Source organism: Enterococcus sp. C76 (assembly GCF_040886985.1).
Taxonomy (GTDB): Bacteria; Bacillota; Bacilli; order Lactobacillales; family Enterococcaceae; genus Enterococcus_B; species Enterococcus_B lactis.
Genome location: NZ_JBFOEY010000012.1, coordinates 17,436 through 39,209, shown reverse-complemented (window position 1 = coordinate 39,209; position 21,774 = coordinate 17,436). Strand labels below are relative to the sequence as shown.

Annotated in this window: 21 protein-coding genes and 2 pseudogenes; 4 read left to right on the top strand and 19 right to left on the bottom strand. The window is 31.4% G+C overall.

The annotated features are described in order from the left end of the window. Window positions 1-14: 14 nt before the first annotated feature. The 10 genes from AB3I00_RS12990 to AB3I00_RS12945 all read right to left on the bottom strand — a co-directional run bounded on the left by AB3I00_RS12990 (window position 15) and on the right by AB3I00_RS12945 (window position 10,013). A complete protein-coding gene (locus AB3I00_RS12990) occupies window positions 15-932 on the bottom strand; it encodes a hypothetical protein (RefSeq protein WP_368025404.1) in 918 nt (305 codons plus the stop codon). Between the two features lie 2 nt (window positions 933-934). Next, window positions 935-1,216 carry a hypothetical protein gene (locus AB3I00_RS12985; protein ID WP_104777014.1) on the bottom strand — a complete coding sequence of 94 codons (282 nt, stop codon included), beginning with the start codon at window positions 1,214-1,216 and terminating at the stop codon, window positions 935-937. Between the two features lie 38 nt (window positions 1,217-1,254). Continuing rightward, window positions 1,255-1,836, bottom strand: a complete 582-nt coding sequence (locus AB3I00_RS12980; RefSeq protein ID WP_368025403.1) for a hypothetical protein — start codon at window positions 1,834-1,836, stop codon at window positions 1,255-1,257. After that, window positions 1,793-2,206 carry a hypothetical protein gene (locus tag AB3I00_RS12975; RefSeq protein ID WP_368025402.1) on the bottom strand — a complete coding sequence of 138 codons (414 nt, stop codon included), beginning with the start codon at window positions 2,204-2,206 and terminating at the stop codon, window positions 1,793-1,795. Before AB3I00_RS12975 ends, AB3I00_RS12980 begins: the two co-directional genes overlap by 44 nt. 55 nt (window positions 2,207-2,261) lie before the next feature. Then, window positions 2,262-3,773 carry a glucosaminidase domain-containing protein gene (locus tag AB3I00_RS12970; RefSeq protein ID WP_368025401.1) on the bottom strand — a complete coding sequence of 504 codons (1,512 nt, stop codon included), beginning with the start codon at window positions 3,771-3,773 and terminating at the stop codon, window positions 2,262-2,264. A 47-nt stretch (window positions 3,774-3,820) separates the two neighbouring features. Next, window positions 3,821-4,810 carry a class A sortase gene (locus AB3I00_RS12965; RefSeq protein ID WP_368025400.1) on the bottom strand — a complete coding sequence of 330 codons (990 nt, stop codon included), beginning with the start codon at window positions 4,808-4,810 and terminating at the stop codon, window positions 3,821-3,823. Next, window positions 4,807-4,962: a hypothetical protein gene (locus AB3I00_RS12960; protein WP_368025399.1), complete on the bottom strand. Its 156-nt coding sequence runs from the start codon at window positions 4,960-4,962 to the stop codon at window positions 4,807-4,809. The genes AB3I00_RS12965 and AB3I00_RS12960 overlap by 4 nt, the downstream gene beginning before the upstream one ends. 21 nt (window positions 4,963-4,983) lie before the next feature. Beyond that, entirely contained in the window at window positions 4,984-5,694 is a 711-nt protein-coding gene (locus tag AB3I00_RS12955; RefSeq protein ID WP_368025398.1) for a hypothetical protein, read from the bottom strand. A 111-nt stretch (window positions 5,695-5,805) separates the two neighbouring features. After that, window positions 5,806-9,003, bottom strand: coding sequence for a collagen binding domain-containing protein (locus tag AB3I00_RS12950; RefSeq protein WP_368025397.1), 3,198 nt, complete (start codon window positions 9,001-9,003; stop codon window positions 5,806-5,808). A 161-nt stretch (window positions 9,004-9,164) separates the two neighbouring features. Continuing rightward, the gene (locus AB3I00_RS12945) at window positions 9,165-10,013 is read right to left on the bottom strand and encodes a LysM peptidoglycan-binding domain-containing protein (RefSeq protein ID WP_368025396.1); all 849 of its coding nucleotides are present in this window, start codon (window positions 10,011-10,013) and stop codon (window positions 9,165-9,167) included. A 148-nt stretch (window positions 10,014-10,161) separates the two neighbouring features. Between AB3I00_RS12945 and AB3I00_RS12940 the strand changes: the two genes are divergently transcribed. After that, complete coding sequence (locus AB3I00_RS12940; protein ID WP_104856149.1) at window positions 10,162-10,407, top strand: hypothetical protein; 246 nt, start codon at window positions 10,162-10,164, stop codon at window positions 10,405-10,407. A gap of 54 nt (window positions 10,408-10,461) precedes the next feature. Then, on the top strand, window positions 10,462-10,884 hold the full coding sequence (locus AB3I00_RS12935) for a hypothetical protein (protein ID WP_368025395.1): 423 nt from the start codon (window positions 10,462-10,464) through the stop codon (window positions 10,882-10,884). Window positions 10,885-11,247: 363 nt separating this feature from the next. On the opposite strand, the gene tnpB is transcribed toward AB3I00_RS12935, so the two are convergent. From tnpB to AB3I00_RS12905, 6 genes and pseudogenes are all read right to left on the bottom strand, one after another. After that, complete coding sequence (gene tnpB / locus AB3I00_RS12930; protein ID WP_368025394.1) at window positions 11,248-12,390, bottom strand: IS200/IS605 family element RNA-guided endonuclease TnpB; 1,143 nt, start codon at window positions 12,388-12,390, stop codon at window positions 11,248-11,250. A 16-nt stretch (window positions 12,391-12,406) separates the two neighbouring features. Further along, a pseudogene (gene tnpA, locus AB3I00_RS12925) lies at window positions 12,407-12,810 on the bottom strand (IS200/IS605 family transposase). Window positions 12,811-12,952: 142 nt separating this feature from the next. Further along, window positions 12,953-13,177 carry a hypothetical protein gene (locus tag AB3I00_RS12920; RefSeq protein ID WP_086325215.1) on the bottom strand — a complete coding sequence of 75 codons (225 nt, stop codon included), beginning with the start codon at window positions 13,175-13,177 and terminating at the stop codon, window positions 12,953-12,955. A gap of 473 nt (window positions 13,178-13,650) precedes the next feature. Continuing rightward, complete coding sequence (locus AB3I00_RS12915; RefSeq protein WP_086325217.1) at window positions 13,651-13,908, bottom strand: hypothetical protein; 258 nt, start codon at window positions 13,906-13,908, stop codon at window positions 13,651-13,653. 957 nt (window positions 13,909-14,865) lie between these two features. Continuing rightward, complete coding sequence (locus tag AB3I00_RS12910) at window positions 14,866-15,165, bottom strand: type III secretion system protein PrgN (protein ID WP_368025393.1); 300 nt, start codon at window positions 15,163-15,165, stop codon at window positions 14,866-14,868. A 174-nt stretch (window positions 15,166-15,339) separates the two neighbouring features. Then, window positions 15,340-16,836, bottom strand: a complete 1,497-nt coding sequence (locus AB3I00_RS12905; protein WP_368025392.1) for a primase C-terminal domain-containing protein — start codon at window positions 16,834-16,836, stop codon at window positions 15,340-15,342. 693 nt (window positions 16,837-17,529) lie between these two features. Between AB3I00_RS12905 and AB3I00_RS12900 the strand changes: the two genes are divergently transcribed. Together AB3I00_RS12900 and AB3I00_RS12895 are read left to right on the top strand one after the other, a co-directional pair. Next, on the top strand, window positions 17,530-18,360 hold the full coding sequence (locus AB3I00_RS12900; RefSeq protein WP_368025391.1) for a ParA family protein: 831 nt from the start codon (window positions 17,530-17,532) through the stop codon (window positions 18,358-18,360). 2 nt (window positions 18,361-18,362) lie between these two features. Next, window positions 18,363-18,749 (top strand): DUF5388 domain-containing protein, encoded by a 387-nt coding sequence (locus AB3I00_RS12895; RefSeq protein WP_368025390.1) that lies wholly within the window; start codon window positions 18,363-18,365, stop codon window positions 18,747-18,749. Window positions 18,750-19,086: 337 nt separating this feature from the next. On the opposite strand, the gene AB3I00_RS12890 is transcribed toward AB3I00_RS12895, so the two are convergent. The 3 genes and pseudogenes from AB3I00_RS12890 to AB3I00_RS12880 all read right to left on the bottom strand — a co-directional run. Beyond that, a complete protein-coding gene (locus tag AB3I00_RS12890; RefSeq protein WP_368025389.1) occupies window positions 19,087-19,686 on the bottom strand; it encodes a hypothetical protein in 600 nt (199 codons plus the stop codon). A gap of 874 nt (window positions 19,687-20,560) precedes the next feature. Then, window positions 20,561-21,043, bottom strand: a complete 483-nt coding sequence (locus AB3I00_RS12885) for a hypothetical protein (protein ID WP_368025388.1) — start codon at window positions 21,041-21,043, stop codon at window positions 20,561-20,563. A gap of 172 nt (window positions 21,044-21,215) precedes the next feature. After that, window positions 21,216-21,393: pseudogene (locus tag AB3I00_RS12880) on the bottom strand (type II toxin-antitoxin system PemK/MazF family toxin); the annotation flags it as partial. Window positions 21,394-21,774: the final 381 nt, after the last annotated feature.

Genomic DNA, 21,774 nt, shown 5'->3' with positions numbered 1-21,774 from the left:
TTATTTCCTCTTTTCTATGAATTGATTTCAAAATTTTCTAATTGTGGTAATTTAGTTACCTGATATTTTTGATCTTTTTCTTTTAACATAAAAGTAACTTTTTTTGTTACTTGTTTTTCTTTGCTTTCTTCTAAAGAAACAATATAAGAAACAACCCATTGATTTTTCTTTGGTTGAACATTCCAAGATAAAATCGATTTTACTGGTGTTTCAGTTGGCGAAAGCTGATCAATCAGTTGATTCGATAAAAAAACTTTATTTTTGTCTTGATACACTTCCTTATCGGACTCTTTTGAATAAAAGTTCGTTAAAAAATACCGACAAAAAGTATCTAATTGTCCTTGTGAGTTTACTTTTTCTTGCATAGTTTCCAATTGATCATGAAGTTGTACAATCTCTTGTGTCGACTGATTCATTTTTATTGAAAAATAAGTGGTTTGAACAAGTAACAATCCAGCTACTAGAGTAATGAAAACAAGAAACCATTTATGTCGGTTTTTTTTAGGTACTTCGTGAACAGCATGTTCCATTTTTACTGATAACTCTCTTGATTCTTTTGAAGCAACTTTTCTGACCTTCTTCTCTTTCACTGGCTTCACATCTTTTTCTGATTTCAAACGATAGTATTTTGGCAAGCTCTGATTCAAAATCTCTAAAAATGCTTGAACTTGACTGTCAATCTCTCCTTCTTTTTTAAAGTTTTTTTCAATCATTCGAACTAAATGAAAGTCTTGAACAGGTAAATCAAATTCCCCTTCATAGGCAGGTATTTTTTGTCCCTCTGCATAGATGGAAAAACTACACCAGCCAATTTCTGATCGAGCAAGTAATTCCTCATTTTGACGTTTCAGTTGTATAAAGCCTTTATCTAAATCCATCTTTTGATTCAATGGAAGTTCCAACCCACTTGTTTCTAAAAATTCAATGATCATTTTTATTCCACCATTTCGTCACTACTCATTTCTAATTCCACTGCATAGACTACCTTAATAGGATTATTCATAGAGAATTTAATTCGATATTCTTGATTTTCCACACTTAAAATGTAGGAATCTTCCACTCCCTCATAAAAGTACGTATAATCGTTGGATTTTAGATTGAAATAAGCTTGTATAGCACGCCTTTGTTGCAGTTCTTTAAACTTCGGGAAATAAGCAACCTGATATCCTAAACAACCTCCAATAAATAATAAAATTATCCCTGAAATAATAATCATTTGATTCTCTCCTTTTTTGTTTTATAAATAATCTACTTTTACATTGGCTTCATCCCTCCTTTGGCATATTTACAAATCAACGGATCAGACCAAAAATTTTTCTTTAATTGCTCATAGCCTAATCGTTGCATTTTCGAATTTTTTGAAATGCGAAAGGATTCATATCCTGGAACATATTGATCTCGTTCTTGAAAATAATCTTTTGCTTTCTTTTTTGTATATCGTTCAATAAATGTGAGATCTTCTGGTGCAAAAAAAAGAGAAGAAAGCCATTTTTCTTCTCTCAAACGTACGATATAGCGATGAACAAAATTATCGGCACTAATCCAATCACCTTCTTCCTCTTGTGTAGTCTGTTCAAAAAAAGGCAATCGAAAGATACCAAAATCAATGATTTCATTTTGTAAAAAATGATAATCTGGTGCACGAAAGTTCGTTTCATAATACGTATACCAAATCGTTTCTGCTCGAATTATTTCCATCTTTAACAATTTTTGAGTAGCTTGATCTGTTAAATTAACAAATGTCATATTTTCTAAGATATATTGAATATGACACTCATATTCTTTTAAATAATCAGTTAATCGAATTGGATCGTCGATTTTTTTTAATTGAATCATTTTTATTTTTATCCATTTCTTGTGTAAAAGTTTTTCGATCAATACAGCAAGTTAACCCACCGCGTCTTGTTTGAAAAACTTTTAAAATTGGAACTTTTTGAACTATTTGTTTTTGCTCATTTAAAATGTGTAGCCATTTAACATATCTGACATGTGGAAGTTGAGAAGAATAAAAAGGATTCTTCTCAACTGATTCTTTAGGAATATGATAACTATATTCTTTTTCAATTAAACTACGGTGTCCTTTTTTCAATTTTTTGGATACTGGAACTTTAACTATATCTTTTAGAAAAACTAAAAGGAACTGTTGATCTTCTCCCAATAACAGTTCCTCTTTTTTATATAAATTATTTGCTTCTGTTAAATTCATTAAAAAATCTCCTTAAATAATAAATTAGAATAGTGATAAAAAAACAGTCTTATTTTTAAAATAAGACTGTTTCCGGATCAACTAATTGTGATTGAACTAAAGTATTATCTATACAAAGTTCAAAGTGTAAGTGGCTACCTGTACTATTTCCAGTAGAACCAACAAAACCGATAATTTGACCTTGTTTTATGTGGTCTCCCACTTCCACTTGATATTCTTGTTGGTGGGCGTATAAAGCCGTTGTACCATCTTCATGCTCAATGGCTACATAATTCCCCCAAGAAGGGTGAAACTCGGCTTTAACCACTGTTCCTGCTTTGCTAGCGTAAATTGGCTCGCCTTGTGCTGCTGCTAAATCAAGACCTCTATGAAATTCTCCCCCACGAGTACCAAATGGACTTGAAATCGTATAGTTTTTCACTGGTACGATATACCCTTCTTTACTTAATTGCGGCCCTGCTACTTCTTTATCATATGTGGTTAAATCATATGTTTCGATCAAACCATTTAATTTTTGGTCATACTTTGTATCTGTTGCATATCTGCCAGTTAAGAATTTCGTTGCTTCTTGATAAGTTTTTGCATTTGTTTTCCAAACTCCATCGTAAAAATGACTATTTCCTGTTAAGCCCTCTTTTAATAGTTGAGCATAGTCATTTAAGCTGTCTTCGTAGTTCTCATACTGTCTAAAAGTTGCCTGAGTAGTATAAAGTGTCCCATCACCTAAATCTTCTTGTGTCGCAAAAGAGACACCTTTTCCATTATGTGTGCCTTTGATTCCAAACAAATTGTAATTTGGTGCTTGTGCTAATTGACTTTGCCCACTAGCTGATTCCAAAATGGCTTGGGCAATCATAACAGAAGCATATAAGTCATTTTCTTGACCTATTTTTCGAGCAGATTCTCCAATTTTACGAATAAAGCTTTCTACTGATTCATCTTTTTCAAAATGAATATTGCCTTCGTTATCCTGTTTACTTGAAGGCACTATTTCTTGAATCGGTGCTGTTGGTGCTTGATGATAGCTTTTTGGCTCTTCTTGAACTGGTTGTGCTTGTTCTTCTGATTTTTCTTCCTTTTCTGTAGAAACTTGCGGTGTATCTGACTGTTTGGGTTGTTCAGGTACAACTTCCACAGGTTTAGACGGTTGAGTCGGTTGAGTCGGTTTTTGGTTCACTGAATCATTAGGTTTAGTCGTTGGTTTTTCTATTGGGCGTTCAGATTGTTCTGGTTGCTCAGGTTTTTCAACAGGTTTGTTTTCTGAAGGTTGTTGTTCTGGCAAGGTCGCTTCTGAACTCGAATCAGTCGTATCAGTTTCTTCTTTTTCTGATTCAGACGATTGGGTTGAATCTGTCGTAGAATCAACTGATTCTTGAATTTCATCCGTTGTAGACGAAGCTGTTTCTCCTGTCTCCGTTGAATGATCTGTTGTTTCTGTGTTAGTAACATTAGTTGTTTGCTCCGTCGTTAGTTGTGGCTGTTCTTCGTCTGCTAGAACATTAGGTGTATAACCTACCATTTGCCCTAGCAGTAACATTGCTGATAATAGTTTACTTGTTTTTTTCATTCCATAACCTCCATTTTTTTTAGTTTAATTGTATATAAAGTGAAAAGTTATTTATGGTTCATATATAGCATAGATATCAATACAAAAAGGTAGATAAAAGAAAAAAGCAATAATACTCCAATATTATTAAGCTCTTTTACCAACCAAATACAGTACCTTTGAAAAGAAGAATAAACATCTTGACTCTCTTTCAGTACCCTATTTTTTTCATTTATATTTGCTGAAGGATTAGTATGTTTGTTTGAATTGGTTTGGTGTTTATTAAGATTTGATTCTGTTGTATTAGAAGACTTTACTGATTCTTCTTGGTCTTTAACAACAGAAATAAGCCCTAGCCTTTCCTTCAAATCATTATTTGCTTCACTAGCAGAATAGGAAGAAATCAATTCTCCTTGAACAACCGCACGTTTATCCGTATTCAATCCTCCTTCACAACGAATAAGTGTGATCAGTGGTTTTTCATTTTCTTTTGGCTCATTTAGCACTTCTCCTGCTGATTGATTTACCACTTGATTCATGGTTACTCGATATTCATAAATTTTTGAAAAATCTGTAGCATAGATCAATGAACCTATTGCGGTTTGGCGAATATTATTTAATACGCCACCGCCTTGCGTAAGATTATGAGCCAATAACACATAATTGCCTTTTCCTAATCGTTGCTCTGAGCGATACGTGCCAACACCTACCATTAAGTTATCATTACTCATACCCGATAAAATTTTCGTTTGAACAATTGAACTAGGTATGTAAATCGAACCAATCCCCCATTGATTGATAATTTCTTCATAATGTAATTGGGCATTTGCAAAATCTTTTGCATGTACGGGTTGAATTGATTCAGGATCAAATAAAGAATCAGTGATTTTAGCTTGTTGATTTTCCTCTACTTGTTTTTCATTTTGTATTGGAAAACTTAATACGCTGCTACGATTATCATTTTTTTGTAAAAGATAATAACCATAAATCGTTGATCCTACAATAGAAAAACCAAGTAATAACCAAATAATTGAAAAAAATTTTAAGATTTTTTTCATGAACAATCATTGCTTTGTTCATAGTTTTGGAAGTTTCTATTTTCTCCTAAATCATCTTTTCCAACAAAAAAAGTACATAACTTACAATAAAGATTAATTATTAAATAACGATATTCTTGCTTTAAACTATTTTTATTTATTTTTTGTTCCACAATTGCTTCCTCACAGTCAAATTAAGAAGAAACTTCTTTTTTTATTTCTAAATTTTTTGCAAAAAACTCCGTAAATATTTGTTGAATCTCAACATGTTGAGAAATCTTTCCTGATTCTGTTGCCTGCAAAATATCTTGAAATAAACTCCTTGATTCCTCTAAAAAATTAAGAAAGAGAGATTTTAGAACACTTCCATCTTCTATCAGAATATAATCAATACCATATTCACTATTTAAAAACTCCTGTTTTGCTTGTTCTAGAGTTTCCTGATTTCCAGAAATGAATTTTGTAAAAGCAATCGATTCATACTTGTGTTTTCCTTCTAAAATCTCTTTCAAATAGTCACTTCTATTTTTTAATCGTTTTAGATATTCTTCTACACTAACTAAATAACGTTGATAGTGATACATGTACCCTTGAATATTTTTTTGATAATGAATGGAAACTTTTGTTAAATCAATCGAATTTAATAACTGGTAATTGATCTTCATAGTCTCTAATTCTGTTACATAAACTTCCATTGTTTTGACAGGAGCATTAGAAGTATTTAAGTGATAAATCAATAGCTCATTTGAAGCCAATGAATAATTCAAGACATTTAAAAAAAGATTTTTTGTTTGAGAACTATAGATTTTACGTTCATTTAACGTTCTTGTCATATTAATGGCTGAAAGCACACCTCCTATAATTGAAATTATTTGAATAATTACTAAACTAATCATTTTGATCATAAAAGTACTCCTTTTCTATTCATACAAATAAATTTTACAAATAAAAAAGGAATATACAAATTAAATATAATGAGCTAAACGCCTTATTCAGACGTTTAGCCTAGTTTGATTTTATTTGTTTGAACCTCGTTTTTTCATATGAACAAAAGTACCTACAGCAATCACCATTACTACGGCAAATACAACAAATACCATTGCACCATTCAATTCACCTGAAGTTTGAGGAATACTTGCTTTCGCAGCTATTTGAGTAGGTTTGCTTGTTGGTGTGTTTGTTTTGTTTGAAACAACTGGTTTCACCGTTTCTTTTTTCTCAATTTTTGGTGTCACTGTTTGATCTTTATTCGATAAATCATTGTGTTCAGCCACTTTTGTACCAGTTTTATCGAAAAGCTCTTCTGTCCACACGTAACTTGTGTTTTCATCGTCTTTCGAAGTATCTACCAATGTATCGATCACTTCTTTTTCATTTTCTGCTTGAGCGATAAAATCTTTATCTGTTTCAAATACAACTTGTGCTTTTTCGTAGTTTCCGTTTTGGATTCTCCAAAGTTTTATTTTTAGGTTGTATTTGTCATCTTTAATCAAGTTACCCAAGAAAATGTCATCGTGCATTGGTATATCTTTTGCTGGCGTGAATGTTTTTTCGCCATCTACAGTCGCTAAAGTACGGATTGTTGGTACTTTGACTAAGTTGTTTGTGATAAACAATTTACTTAATTGGATCACATTTGATCCATTGTTGATTTCTTCTTCAGAAACAGTTAAGACTTTTAAAGGTTCTTTTTGACCTTTTTCAGTCACAGTAAACGTATATTCACGTTTTTCTGCGTCAAAATCAGAAGTAATCGTTAGTGGTTTAATGATTTGATAGCCTTCTGGGGCTTTCACTTCTGTTAATTCATAGTCACCGTAAGGAATACCTTCAAATGCAAAGTAGCCGTCATAACCATCTTCGTTTGTGATAGTTTTTGTAGTGATTGCTTCTCCTTTTGTATCATTGATTGGTGTTAATTTGAACTCGATTCCGTTGTAACCAGATTTTGTGCTACCTGTTTTAGATTCTACATATTTAAAGCCATCTAACGTAAATTTCACAACATTTTCTTTTGAAGTAGATTCTGTTGCAATGACTTTTGTATCTTGATCCTTATAAGTGATTTCAAATTCACGTTTTGTATTGTCAATTTGGTAACCTTCTGGCGCTTTTGTTTCTTTCCAGTAATATTTTCCTAGTGCTAAGTGTTTTACACTAGCTTTTTGAAGTTTATCAGTCATTTCAAAGGCGATTTCGTCACCTTCTAATTTGTTACCTTCCACATATTCTGGTTTAAAGGCTTCTGACCATTTGACTGGTGTTCCGTCTTCATGAAATAAACCGTATTGAGCGCCATTAAATGTTGCTTGTCCTTGTGTTTCTGAACCTGTTTCAGCATCAACTTTTGTTAATACAGTTGATCCTGTCACTTCTTGGTTCGTACCTTCAATATTTTTTACAATGACAGCAGTAGATTGATTAGCGTATTTGATTTCTACTTCAACCGGTTTGAAAGTATTTGCAAAACCGTTAGAAGCTGTTTTTTCAGTCACTACATAAGTGCCTAAAGGCAATTCTTTATTAGTTTCTGCGTGTCCATTTTTGTCTGTTGTAACTGTTGCGACAACTTTTCCTTTTGCATCATTTTCATGGATTTCAAACACATTTCCTTCTAAAGAATAGTTGTCGTTCCACATATCTTTACCATATACACCGGATTTTTCAATATTGATTTGACCTTTTGCTTGTTGGTTACGTTGTGTCAACGTAATAGTTTTATTTGCGACTACATCGCCTTCTACCACGTCAGAATCGCCGATCGCAGACCCTAAAACGTAAGGTGCTGGAACGAAAATTTCTGTTGCTTTCACATGTGTACCATGTGGCGCTTCAATTTTTGGTGTTACCCCATTTTTATCAGTAGTCACTTCTGTTTCTTTTGGCGCAGTTGTACCTGCTGGAAGATTACTATATTCTAGTTTGAATTTTGTACCAGGTACAGCTTTTCCAGTTTCTTTATCGATTTTCTTGATTTGAAATTCGCCATTTTTTTGTACCTTTATAGTAAGATCAAAATATTTAGGATCTTTTGTTCCACCTACAAATACATTTTGTAAAAAAGGAGAATCATAAACTAAAGCAGGTCTTTGATACTTTTCGTCAATTAGATATCTAAAGCGAATAGTTCCATTTTCTTTACTATCATTTTTGGCATTCAATATAAGTTTATTATTTTCAATCTTATATCCTACATTTGCTTTATTATCAATTACTTGATAGTAGTTTAAAACACCTTTATTGTCAGTTAAAGTTTTACTCTCACCAACTTTTAAATTGATTGTCTTACTCACAAAACTTGGAGTTGTATAGAATGTATTGACTTTAGTCATTACATCTTTTTTAAATGCTTCATAGCCAGCTTGACTAACCTGACCATTGATATCTGAGTGAATTGTCGTTGTATAACCATTCATTACTTCATTAATCAATGATTCTGTATAGAATTTATTAGCTAATGAAGGTTGTTTGTAATGTCCATAGTAATCTACTAAAGAAGCTTTTACTGCACGATCACTGTTTGCTTCTGAAATAACATATCCAGGATTATTACCAGTATTTAATGGTACACCTGGTTCAATACAGTAAGCTTCACGTCCGTCTGCTGTTTTCTTACCATACCATCCATATTCAGTTACATTATTTCGTGTAAATCGAACGGCAGAAAGATTTTCATTAGCAGGAACAACCACAACACCGTTTCCACGTCCCAATAATAAACCATATGAAAGAACCGCACGTGCTTGTTCTTTGCTTTGTTGTCTTAATGAATCAATTTTTTGCATAACTTCAAATAGATTATCTCTATAAGAAGATTCATTGGTAATATGAAATTTGCCTGATTCATCAATTGACAAACCATTTTCTGATAACAAGTTATCAATTTCTGTTTGAATATCTTCATTCTTTAAGACAGGCATTTGATTCACTTGTTTAGGACTGTCATTCGCATTGGCATTTTCACTTTTACTGTTTTCATCTTCTATGGTAAAATTTTCAGGATTTTCCGATTCAGTTTCTTTTGTAACAGTACTTGTTCCTTGTGTCGATTCGACTTGTTTCTGTTCTTCACTAGAAGTATCTTTTTGAACGATTGAAGTCGAATCAGAAGTAATTTCTTCTGCAAAACTAGCACTTGACCCAATCAATACTTGACCTAGCGTTAACAATACCATAAGCCAATTAGCTATCTTTAATGTTTTCTTCGATTTCACTAAAATTCCTCCTAATAAACAAATCAAAAATAAAAACGCATCCGATTAAGGTATGCGTTTAATATCAAATATATTTAATTAGATTATTTAAGGATCTCTACACCTCATCACTTCACTCCTTTAAACAAAAAAGAGAGCTTAAAAGTAAGCTCTCTTTCTTATTAATAAACTTCTAAATAGAATTTATAAGTTCCATCGCTCCATAGTTCATCTACAATTCTATATCCACCTGAAGGATTAGGATTGTTTTTCATGTACTCTTCTCCTGCTGCAGTTGCTTCTGCTTCAGTATTGTATTGTGTTCCTGTACCAGTATATGGATTTAATGGATATGGTTTTTCTGGCGTTGTTGTACCACCATTATCTGGTTGACTAGGTTCTGAAGGTGTTGTTGTTCCGCCATTATTGTTTCCTGGATTTGAAGGTGTTGTTTGACCATTATTTGAACCATTTTGGTTGTTATCTGGTTGTGTCGGTGTTTGAGTCGTTCCACCATTGTTTTCAGGTGTACTTGGTGTTGTTACTCCTGCATTTCCAGTTTGACCACCAGTTTGTGTATTATCTGCAACTGTATTATCAACTGAAGGTGTTACTTCAGATTGCGTTGCTGAATTAGTTGTATCTTGTACTGGTTGTCCTACTGGTTGATTTTCAACCACTTTGTCTTCATTTTCAATTACTGATTGTGCAATTGTTTCTCCATTGCTATTTTGAACACTTACAACATTCCCATCAAACCCATCAAAAACTAACTTGTTGCCTGCGTAGATCAAGTCTACGTTGGCAATCTCGTTCATATCTGCTAATTTTTGTACGGTAATATTTGTTGCTTGGCTAATTGCACTTAGAGTGTCTCCCCAAACGATTGTATATTCGTTACCATTCATATCTGCTTTAATTTGTTCTACTGTACGTGGTGTCCATTCTGCTGCATCTACTTTCTCATGAGCAGTTGCTAATGCAATTCCCCCAACTGTAACTCCGATTGCTAATACTTTTAATATTTTCATTTTTTACCATTCCTACTTTCTTTAATAAATTTCTCTATGATTATAAACTTATGATACTAAACTTATAATCATTTGTAAACAGGTTTTTGAAAAAATTTTTTCTTTTGATATAATAAACTTATGATCATAAGAAAAAGAGGTGGCTATATTGGATAAGGAAGCGATTGAATCATTTCAAGCTTGGGCTCAGGAAAATCTCGTTACTAGAAGAGGAGCTGCTAAGATTACTGGTCAAAGTTATGCCGGTATTTCTCAAGCAATAAATAGAAAAGTACTAACTCCTTTTCTAGAATTTGACGGAGATCCTGCAACATCACTTGTAAGATTATATTTAAAAAGTGACGTCGAAGCTTACGCTAAAAAATTGAAAGCTAAAAAGCAGAAACAACAATAAGTCGTTTCTGCTTCTACATTGAAAAAACAATTTTATTTATGGAGCTTGTAACTTATGAAGAATAAATCACTCATAACCTTACTACTAAGTATTTTACTTATATCTGTACTCATCATTGCTTTTTCTCTGTCAAAGAAAACAGAAACAAATAGTCAATCAACCGTTGAAACTTCTTCTTCGGTTGTTCAATCTAATCATCGCTATCCATCTTTAGATAAAGTCAAAGCCTGTCAAGGCGCGGATATACAAGTTTTAGGAAAAACACAAATTACTACAGTACTTTTCCAAAACAAAAAAATTGCCATTCTTTCTCCTGAAGACAGAGAAGACATTCAATTTCCAATTAACATCACTGATAAGAAAAATAATTTATTTGAAATTCCAACACTTCATTACTCTCCAAAAGATTTAAAAATCGGGGAAGTTTTTGGTTTAGCAAAAAAAGGAAATAAATACTTTTCTTATCAAATAAAATAGATTATAAATATTTTTAGCAAATCATAACTCTAACCTATTTCGTCGGGCAAATTATAACATAACTTCATTTTCGTTAATTATTGAATTCATAAAGTGCTTATTTGGGTTCATAATCGTTAGAAATCGAAAGTGAAGTTATTCTAATTTTTATTTGAGATAGGAGTACTATAGTTATGACAGATAAAAATAATGAAAACAATAATTTAGTGAACTACTCACCACTTAGCTAAATCTAACGGTTCTTAACGCTTGAAGTGGGAGCTTCTTGGGAAGAGAGCATACTTGATAGCGTATTTCTTTACTAACAGCGGTGTCTCTTATTTACCAAGCTATCCCCGTAGTTCCTACGGTTCTTGATTATATCTAAGCCAACGCTTGTATTCTTAGACCTTCGGTCAGAATATTGATACTAGCATTGATATCTCGGTCGTGATGAGCATGACAAATAGGACAAGTCCATTCTCGAATTTCGAGAGATTTCTTGCCATCTTTATGTCCACATTCTGAACAAATTTGACTTGATGGAAACCATTTATCCACTTTGATGATTTCACGTCCGTACCAGTCAGCTTTGTATTGTAACTTAGTCACAAAACTTGACCAAGAAACATCAGAAATGCTTTTTGCTAGTTTATGATTACGCAACATACCTTTTATGTTTAAGTCTTCAATACAAATAATATCGTGATTTTTGATAATTTTTGTACTCAATTTATTCAGAAAATCAGTACGTTGATTCATTACTTTTTCGTGCAAACGAGCGACTTTACGTTTTTGTTTTTGGTAGTTTTTAGCTTCGAATAGATGGATACCCTTCTTTTTAGCTAAAAGACCACGTCTAGACAACTTACGTTGTTCACGTTTGAGTTTCTTTTCCATTTTTGACGTGAATCGATTATTATCAATTTTTTGACCGTCAGAAAGAATGGCAAAATCAGTTATACCAAGGTCAATTCCAATAGCAGAATTAGTTTTAGGAATCTCAATTATTTCTTCTTTACACAATAAGGAAATATAATATTTACCACTTGAATGACGTGATATTGTAGCAGATTTGATCATTCCTTTAGATTGTCTATGAAGCTTAATTTTGACTAAAGACTTCAACTTAGGAATTTTGATAAATTTATGATCAATCAAAGCGATTGTTCCATTTTGATTGTTGGTTGTGTAACTTTGAACTGGATTTTTCTTGCTTTTGAAACGAGGAAATCCGACGGATTTATCGCGAAAGAAGTTCTTGTACGCCTTATCTAGGTTAAGTTGTGCATTCGCTAAAGCCAGACTATCCACTTCTTTCAAAAATGGAAATTCTTTTTTATATTTTGCTGGCGTTGGAAAACTCATTTTTTTATATGAATCGTTTTTAGCCTCTTCGTAAGCTTTCATTCGGTCATCAAGCATTAGATTGTAAACCTTACGAACACAACCAAAAGACTTGGCAAAGAATATTTCTTGTTCTTCAGTTGGATATAATCTAAACTTGTATGCTTTTAGCCGCTCCATAAGGTTCACCTGCTCTCTATCTATGATTGTTTCCTTGATTTTGAATATATTTCTTAATCACATCAATTGGCGCACCACCAGTTGTCAAAAGACAAAAACTTTTAGACCAGAATATTTCTTTCCAAAGAAACTTCTTGACCCTTGGAAAGTCTCGTTTTATCAAACGTGAACTGGCACTTTTATAAGCATTGATAAATTTTGTCAACTCTGTTTTAGGTTGGGGTTTGAACATGATATGAATATGGTCTTTATCATGATTTCACTCAACTAAAGTTATGTGATACGGTTTGTTATTCGTTCAAAAGTTGCTTTAGCATAATCAGATATTTCATCATCAATCACTTGTCTACGATATTTCGTTACTAAGACAAGGTGATAATACAGGAGGAATACTGAATGATTATTTGTATCTAATTCCATGTTGTATCAGCTCATTTCTTTTATAGACTGATTATAAATGAAACAAAATAAAAAGGTAATACTGCCTGATTTACGTTAAATCCATCTCCTAAGGAATAATACATATAATTCATCACATAAACTCCTTATTTCTTTATAAAATTTAACTAACAGTTTTTAGTTTTAGAATACGGACTATCTGACCATTTTGATCTTTTTGATAATTTGGAGGGAACGCGCTACTTCTTGATAATTCAGCCAATAACTGGCGATAACGTCTTTCTGACCATTTTTGTCCCCTCTTTTGCAGAGAAATATATTCAGACATCGAAATTTCCTTGCGTTTTCCAGATTCTAAAAAATAAATCAATCGTTGAATTTCCGTCATTTGAACACCTCCTAGTAAAAATTTCTCTTGTTTACAAGTAATCAAAGAAAATATAGTGTTCGTTGTTAGGTAAAACGATAACCTGGCATGTTAGGTAAATGCTCAACCTGTGAATCACAACTTGTTTGAAATGAATCAAGTATCAGAAGTCCTTCTGCTAACAGATAGTTACTACCGTAACCCTTACCTGTGCTACTTATTTCTACACAACTTGCCTTCACAAAATTATCCCAAAGGTTCACTACGCCTTCAGGCACTGTCCTTCCAAACACGACCGTAGATTAGACAGCAAGAATATCTACGACTGGTAAGAAAACATTCTTATCTCCTTCTAAATCTTTTGCACCTCCTCATTTAGAAACCAGACGGTTTTCTTACACCCTTAAATTGTGTTCTTTTTATTTAGTTTTCAAGGAACAAGAGTGTTCACAAGTAAAAAGAATTACTTGCAAACAAGAAAAATCTTTATGTCCTTACGCATATTTTGCTTTGTAAGGTCTCTCCAGAAAAATGAGTCCTGCTCGTTTCTTTTTACGTTTCGCAATCACTTGATAATTAGCTCCAACAACGGTTCGAGTGGAACGATAAAGCAAAGAAATTGGTCGGATTTGCTTTGTTTGACGATTAATAAATCGTCCGTCCCCTAAATTAGCCCAAACACTGTTGTTATAAAGCTTGATCGTAATTGCTTGACGCTGTAGATCCTCAACTGTACAAAACCTTTCAGACATTATTTAAACTCCTTTAAAAGTATTAAACTATCATTGCTCAACATGTTGTTGAACAATGCAGAACCCAACAAAAAAAGAGAGAAACTAGCTACTACTTCCAAAGAAGCAATAACAGTTTCTCTCCGAATTACAGAACCTCTGATTCAAACACAAGCCAAATACACACTGCACCTAAAAATACTTTTTTAGATACACTACAACATAAAATTTCATTAATACTAGACCAAGTATAAAATACAAGATTGTTCATTAACTTAAATTTATGGTATCATTGTCCGTGTTGCAGGGAAACCTGTAACTAAAAAGGAGTAGAACCGTTGATTGCTTTGTTTCGGAACGGTCCGGTTAGAAACTTATGACCCTAGAAAGAGGTGAGAGTCTTTCTGGGCGAGGTTTCATAACCAGCTCCTTTTTTTGTTAGGCTCTACATTGCACAGCAACGCATTATAACAAAAAAAGTATATTTACTTTTAATATTCATTTTATTTTTAAAATCACTAAAAAAACGATAACATATTCATTCGCAATCTGCAAACAAATTTATCATTTTATTTTTTTCACTTTTAAAAATCGATAACAGTAGGCTTTCGCCCTCCTTTATTCACAAGTTCATTCATTCATGAATAAATTTGAACAGCTGCTTTATCAATTGAAAAATAAGGATTACATATTTATTTCCGTACAAAAAATTAAAAACCAAAAAATAACATATATTTTTTTATTGTACTAAGTCAACGGAAATAAACCGTTTTTTCTTGTAAAAATTTTTACAAAAACAGAATAGCATAATTATTTTTAGGGAACAAGTGTTCACTCGAACGATTATGCTTCTGCTCTGTACGATTTTGAATTCAAAACAAACGATTATGATTTCATATAATGAATTTCTAATAACTAATTATGATAAAATCAACAATAATTTTTATAACATTTGTAATATTTAAAATTTAACTAATACTAATCTAAACGTTTTTTCACTTTCTTTCCCTTCTTAAACCCTACTCGTTCACGATAACGATAATAATCATCTTGTAGTTTTAACAATTCCTCATAGATTTCCCCCATACTACGACTAGAAGCCAAAGACAAAGCATAAATAAATGACGCAGGCAACGTCTCAACCTTCCGCTCCCTTGTTACCCAACTAGCGACAGTACCCTGATTAAAACCATAAAGCTCACAAAATTGTTCCACCGGCATTCCTAAATATCGCAAAATATAAACATTAACCGGATGACAATAGACGTACAACTTCATAATCTTCAGAATCACTCCTTCAAATAAATTAGATATAATTACAAATGTAATAATAGCACAGAAGCAACAAGTAAAAGAAGGAAAAACACCTGAAAAGAATAAGCTAAACATGCATAAAATACTAAGCAAGTATCAAAGATATATTGTAAAAGGCAATTGGCGTCTTTTATTTTTTTAACCTGTATCCACCTCAAATAAGCTGATTTCTCGTTTTTCTTTCTCAGGTAATAATTGTTTGATAGTTCGTTGCCATTCATCAACTGTTAACTTAAATTGCGCAAGAATCCCTTGAATAAAGGCTTCTTTTTCTTCTTTCTTAGCTTGAATCAAGCTTGCAAACAAAACACGTACAGAAGCGAGCAAAAGCCCTCCACCACGCCCTTTTTTGACATGGTAGAACACTTTGTGTTCTTGTTTTAAGGCACTTAATGCACGATCTAGACTTCTTAATGGCATCTTTAATTGTTTCGCTAATTCTTTTTTAGACAGTCTCAAATAAGGCATTTGAATATCACTTTTTTCGCTTAGATAGCGCATGATATCTTCTTGCCATTCATGTTTATGACTATATTCTCGCTGTTCTCGTGGTTTCTTAAACTTCCACCAACCACGACGTTGGATAAATAATTCTTTTTTTTGAATATCTGGAGCTACCCATTCCTGGCACAATTCTAAAATAAAGTCACGATTAGCTGCTTGATAGTTGCCAGAATACGCACTTTTAACAATTTTTCTTACTTCGCCTTCAGTCAACGGCTCGTTTAATCGTTCATTAAACTCAAACATGTTATATTCACAAGTTTCTTGACCATAACCCGAAGAATAATATGCTAAAGAAAGGGTAAAAATCACGTTATTCCGTCCTAATCGACCTTTTCCACCGATAATATTTGCTTTGCGCAATAATAAATCAAACCACGGTTCATCAACTTGTCGATACTCTTTTTTCTCAGGAAAGACAACTAATTTAGCATTTCTTTCCTCTTCAGTCTTCTGATTAGAAGCCATTTTCATTGACCAATTTAACCAATCAGAAAAAGAATATTGATTTTCTAATTCGCAGAACACAATATTTTGTCTATTAGGGAATCGAGCAATACCAAAATGGTTACACCCTACATCAATACCTGTTAATTGATTAGCCAATTGTGTACGAATAGCAGTTGAAATACGTTTTGCTACCTCAATTACTTTGAAATTACTCTTTTTCGTCACAAAAGCAGGTGTTTTCAGCACAAAATAAACTTGGTAACCATGTTCAGATTCTAAAATCATGGTTGGCATATAACCTAACTCATCGATACAAGCCAAAACAATTTCTCCCTGGTGATTTTCTTTAGAATCGATATCCACCACGAAAGTATTAATTTGACTTAAATTTTTTTCTGAGTGTCCTTTGACAACCGTTCGATTTTCGTCTGCATATGTTCCGTAACGATAAACGTTTGGAGTCCAATGTGTTAACTTTAACTCATTTTCTAGAATCGCTTCTTCAGACGTGATAACCATTCCACGTCCTGCATTCATCAATTTTTTACTTCGGTACGCAAAGATTGCACCATTCCTATTAGTATTCTCATATCCAACAGGCTTCATGGTGCTATTTCGATATTTGTATGTACGAATGCCTTGTTTTAACAATGTAGTATAACAATGATTTAGGCTTTTCATATCAAAAATTTCCTCCGAATTGTATTAAAAAAGAGAACACACGACAATCTTAAAAATTGTTCTGCGTTCTCCTTCAATATTCGGTTTAAATTCCTTTAAAAACCTAGAAAAATATACCTATATCTATTGAATTGCTCGTCTAAAATGTGCTATAATCAATGCACATTTGTAAAACAACTAAGTGGTTTGGTAGACCACTTAATTATTTATTGAGACGAGCGCGAACACATGAGTTTGGGTCATGTGATTCAGAAATAATTGATCCGACCAAAGTCAATTATTTCCGTCTCTATTTTTATGTATTTTTCATTTATGACAATACCATGTTTGGAATAAACTTGTAAACCATCAAATTTAAATTAATTATACTATCTAAATCTAATTTAGATAGTTTTTTTTTATTTCTATATACAAATAGTACAATACACAAATAGTATAATATGCAAATATTACAATATACAAATAGTAAGATATACAAATAGTACAATATACAAAAAATATTTTTAGTTATATCAATGCTTTTTTGGGGTAACACAAATACTATTTGTATGCAAATAGTATAATATACAAATAGTAAGATATACAAATAGTACAATATACAAATAGTAAATTTATAAAATAATTATTGTAGTAAAAAAATAAGTATGATAAAATAGTTTATGTAGTAAAAAAATATGATCGGGAGCGAAAAATATGGCAAAAAAAATTGTATTTGGAAACTTTAAAGGTGGAGTAGGCAAAACTACGAATTCAGTAATGTTCGGCTATGAATCAGCCAAAAAAGGAAAAAAAGTATTAATTTGCGACTTAGATCCTCAATCCAATTCTACTCAATTACTTAATAGAACTTATACTAGAATGCATAAATCAGAAATGCCAAATGAGAAAACTATGATGGTAGCAATTCAAGAAAAAGAATTATCGAGTGCGATTGTCAATATTATGCCAAATCTTGATTTATTACCTTCACATATAGATTTTGTTGACTATCCTGATTATATGGAACTTATTTATCCTGCAACTGAAGAAAATTATAAAGAAAAAAGAATTGCCCATTTCGGAAATCTTCTTAAAGAAGTTGAAGAAGATTATGATTTTATCATTATTGATTGTCCACCAACTATATCTTTATATACTAATACAGCTTTATATACTTCAGATTTTTTAATTATCGTTTTACAGACTCAACAAAGATCTTTAGACGGTGCAGAAGCTTTCTGGGAATATGCTCAAACATTTTACAATAAATATTCTGCTGTAGATTTTGATATTGCTGGAGTATTGCCTGTATTAATGAAAAACGATTCTGGTGTAGATAATCAAATAATCAAAGATGCCTTAGAAAGCTTTGGTAAAAAATATGTTTTTTCTCACATAGTAAGACACATGGAACGTTTAAAAGGTTATGACAGAACCGGCATTGCTGACAAAGAATTCACAGACAAATGGGACTTCCATGATGTCAAACTACATGACTTTTATGCTGAAATTACTGATGAATTCCTTCAACGAATAGGAGAATAATTATGGTTAAACAATTCAAAAAAGATCCTTCACGAAAAAAAAATACACGAGAAATTCCTGAAACAGAAACGTCTAAACCAAAAAAAACTTTTAATATTGAAGAGTTTTCAGAAAAGCAAAATCAAGAAGTCCATCAAGAAAGCAAAATCACAGAACGAAAAGTTGGAAGACCTAAAAAAAATAAAATTTATGGGACAATTAGAATTCAAAAATACAATGTTAATCGCGTTAATGCATTACAAAACACATTAGATTTTGAAACACAGGATGATTTAATTGCTAGCTTGTTAAATAGGCTAGAGAATTCTATGAGTCAAGAACAGAGGATTATGTTCGATATGTATATGAAAACTTATGAATCCCGTGACAAGAAAAAAAACAAAAAATAATTTTTGTATATTGTACTACTAGTAGTACAATATACAAAAAAGATCGTATTGATATTTTAAAAGCGAAAATATCAATACGATCTTTTTTATAAACTAAAAATACAAGAATCTGAAATCATTTTGACAACTAGTAATAAACAAAAAATATACTCAAAAAAATTATACGTACAAACTTTTAGAAAAATAATTCATGAAAAAATATCATAATATAACTATACCTAAGTTCATACTTATAGAATCTAATTTTAAAATTATAAATTTTGTGGAAATATTATTTATTAAAGAATTTTACTATTAAATATATTTTAGAGCTGGCAATGAAATATAGATTTTTCTTTTAGAATAAACAGAAAGGCTTACCTATTAATTGTTCTTTTTCAGCAATAAATATTTTTTCATATTCTAAACTATCATAGTGATTGGATTGAACAAAATATTGTTGTTGATTTAATTTATTTAGAACTTCTACCTCTAGTAATTGATCGAATTCTACTAAAAAGTAACTATATTTATTTCCTATGATAATGGCTTGATCAGAAAAAACAGAATCTCCTAAGTTTTCAAGCAATTGAATCTCTCTTTGTATATTAATAATTCCTTTTTGGATTAATTCCTTGATCGTACCTCTGTTTTTGTCTTCTTTACGTAAATAATCATTGATTTTTGATTTGATTTCCTTACGCAATTTCTGTATTTCCAACTGATCCGAAATTATTTTCATTTCTTTCTTGAATCGTTTTTCATCTAGTAACAGTGTTCCTCTCACATTTAATTTAAAATCGTCTTTTTCTAAAAATACCGCCTGTTCTTTTGTATAAGAGATTGCTTGTGCAACATAACCGCTACTTTTTAGTTTTTCAATGATTTTTACTTGAAAGTATCCAGGAATTCCAGGTGTTTTATAATAATAGATATCTCCTATTTCAATTTTTTTCAAGTCGAGCACTCCTATATAAACGATAATTAATAATAAAAAAACTGATCTATCAAAATAGATTTGATTTGTATGATAATTTCATCATAACACTTTATTTAGGTTTTTGTTGATAGATTTCCGAGCAAAATTATTGAAACAAGGAAAAATTTTTGATATAAATGCTGTTGATAGATGATCTATCGTTTTTTCCAAAATCATGCTAAACACCTTGCATACTTCTGTTCTCTAAGAACAGAAGTATTTTTTATACTATTTTTTTTGGTATACAAGAAAAAAGACAAAAATTATTTTGACTAATCTATCTTAAAATAAATACATAGCCAATACTTTTGTTAAATATCTGAACTCCTATATATAGTCCTATCATCCCATGATAATTAGCAATCGCTGCATGAGTTATACATTGCATTGGCTATAACAAAAAGTTTTTTTCAATTTTTTTCTTTTCAATGGTAAATACTAGATACTGTACGACGATTCATGGTCACAAGGCAATCAATAATAAAGAACAAATTTATTTTCTATATTATGTATCTAAGTTGTGATAGGTTTTTTAACCATTCATGGTATAGTACAAGCAAAATTACTATCTTACTATTTGATTTGAGGCTATTCATGTAATTAATTTGTTTGTAGATATTATTTCCAGACTATAACCTAATCTACAAATGAATTAATTGCAGCCTTAGCCTTATTTTATCTAAACCCTTACTTTCCACCTATACTATATAGATATGCAAAAACAACAGTCTACTACCTAGTTAAACACATTAGTAGATTGTTGTTTTTTTCTATACTATTAACCAAAAAGGTGTCCAGATTGTCATACGGATTCTGAACTTGAAAATAGGGGGACTGAATAACGTGAGGAAAGTTAATTGAAATTGAAGGATTCTGATAAAAGGTTTTCTTCAGAAACAATAAATCGTCTACCATATTTTTTTAATAGAGCTTCACGTTGTCTTATATGACAACGAATCAAACGAACAACATATTGTGCAGGAATTTCACTTTGGAGTCTTGTCAAAACTTCTACTTCAAATTTTCCTGGACATGCAGGTACTTCACAAAAATAGATTTTTCCAATTTGAATATTTTTTTCTACATATTTTTTGATTATTTTTAGTTCTTGTTCCCGCGCAATGAATTTATAATTATATTTTCTAACTCCTGAGAGCTGCTTTGGCGTACATTTTACTACTTCGACAAGATAGTCTTGATAAGGGAGTTTTTCATAGTTCAACTTTTCTAAAACTCGCACAGAAACCTCTTCAGTTATACCTGGAATACAAAAAGAATAGAGACTTCCTATCTTAATTTTCTTGCTCGACAAATAACTACACTTCCTTTGATTCATTTAGTGATCTTTTTTCTTTACTGTTCATAAAGTGACATTTTTCTTGATATTCCATAAATATAACGCTCTTAGAATAAGAATAGCGTTCGTTCATTATGAAAGCTAGTAAAGAAAGCCAATTCTATAACAAATAGAATCGACTTTCTTTTTGTTTTTTGCTATATCAATTATATCAAAAAATATATCCAATGATTTGACCAATTTTGTCCATATTTTTTTAAGATTATATTCTCAAATTTTTTTAGTTTTCTTTCTTTGAAATCTAAGGATTTCAATTGAGAAATAAGTACTTGACCATTGGTATCCAAGTCTTCAGACAGAGTATATCGAGCGGGTAATTTTTTTATAGTTTACATTTAAATTTCATATAAGAGATATTGAAACAACCATTATTTTTTGATATAAATACTGTTGATATTGAATCATTAGTGTTCTCACTATCTTATTTTGCAGTCTTCTGTTCTTAGAGAACAGAAGTATTTTTTTTTTGCTATTTTTTTGTATACAAGAAAAAAAGGAAAATTTATTTTGATCCATTTATCTTAAAATAAGACCATAGCCAATACATTTGTTAAACATTTAATTCAAATAAATAAAAGGATTAAAATTAGATATACTATTCATGTAATTAAATTATTTGTGTATCCCCTATATTTTACATACTCATAGCCAAAGTTTAACACAAATAAATTTGATTCCATCCTTATTTCTATTTCAAACCTAACTTTGCA

Excerpts from the sequence above, each read along its gene's own strand:
- AB3I00_RS12990 (WP_368025404.1), bottom strand. The coding sequence starts at position 932 with ATGATCATTGAATTTTTAGAAACAAGTGGGTTGGAACTTCCATTGAAT.
- AB3I00_RS12985 (WP_104777014.1), bottom strand. The coding sequence starts at position 1,216 with ATGATTATTATTTCAGGGATAATTTTATTATTTATTGGAGGTTGTTTA.
- AB3I00_RS12980 (WP_368025403.1), bottom strand. The coding sequence starts at position 1,836 with ATGATTCAATTAAAAAAAATCGACGATCCAATTCGATTAACTGATTAT.
- AB3I00_RS12975 (WP_368025402.1), bottom strand. The coding sequence starts at position 2,206 with ATGAATTTAACAGAAGCAAATAATTTATATAAAAAAGAGGAACTGTTA.
- AB3I00_RS12970 (WP_368025401.1), bottom strand. The coding sequence starts at position 3,773 with ATGAAAAAAACAAGTAAACTATTATCAGCAATGTTACTGCTAGGGCAA.
- AB3I00_RS12965 (WP_368025400.1), bottom strand. The coding sequence starts at position 4,810 with ATGAAAAAAATCTTAAAATTTTTTTCAATTATTTGGTTATTACTTGGT.
- AB3I00_RS12955 (WP_368025398.1), bottom strand. The coding sequence starts at position 5,694 with ATGATCAAAATGATTAGTTTAGTAATTATTCAAATAATTTCAATTATA.
- AB3I00_RS12945 (WP_368025396.1), bottom strand. The coding sequence starts at position 10,013 with ATGAAAATATTAAAAGTATTAGCAATCGGAGTTACAGTTGGGGGAATT.
- AB3I00_RS12935 (WP_368025395.1), top strand. The coding sequence starts at position 10,462 with ATGAAGAATAAATCACTCATAACCTTACTACTAAGTATTTTACTTATA.
- tnpB (WP_368025394.1), bottom strand. The coding sequence starts at position 12,390 with ATGGAGCGGCTAAAAGCATACAAGTTTAGATTATATCCAACTGAAGAA.
- AB3I00_RS12920 (WP_086325215.1), bottom strand. The coding sequence starts at position 13,177 with ATGACGGAAATTCAACGATTGATTTATTTTTTAGAATCTGGAAAACGC.
- AB3I00_RS12915 (WP_086325217.1), bottom strand. The coding sequence starts at position 13,908 with ATGTCTGAAAGGTTTTGTACAGTTGAGGATCTACAGCGTCAAGCAATT.
- AB3I00_RS12910 (WP_368025393.1), bottom strand. The coding sequence starts at position 15,165 with ATGAAGTTGTACGTCTATTGTCATCCGGTTAATGTTTATATTTTGCGA.
- AB3I00_RS12905 (WP_368025392.1), bottom strand. The coding sequence starts at position 16,836 with ATGAAAAGCCTAAATCATTGTTATACTACATTGTTAAAACAAGGCATT.
- AB3I00_RS12900 (WP_368025391.1), top strand. The coding sequence starts at position 17,530 with ATGGCAAAAAAAATTGTATTTGGAAACTTTAAAGGTGGAGTAGGCAAA.
- AB3I00_RS12895 (WP_368025390.1), top strand. The coding sequence starts at position 18,363 with ATGGTTAAACAATTCAAAAAAGATCCTTCACGAAAAAAAAATACACGA.
- AB3I00_RS12885 (WP_368025388.1), bottom strand. The coding sequence starts at position 21,043 with ATGAATCAAAGGAAGTGTAGTTATTTGTCGAGCAAGAAAATTAAGATA.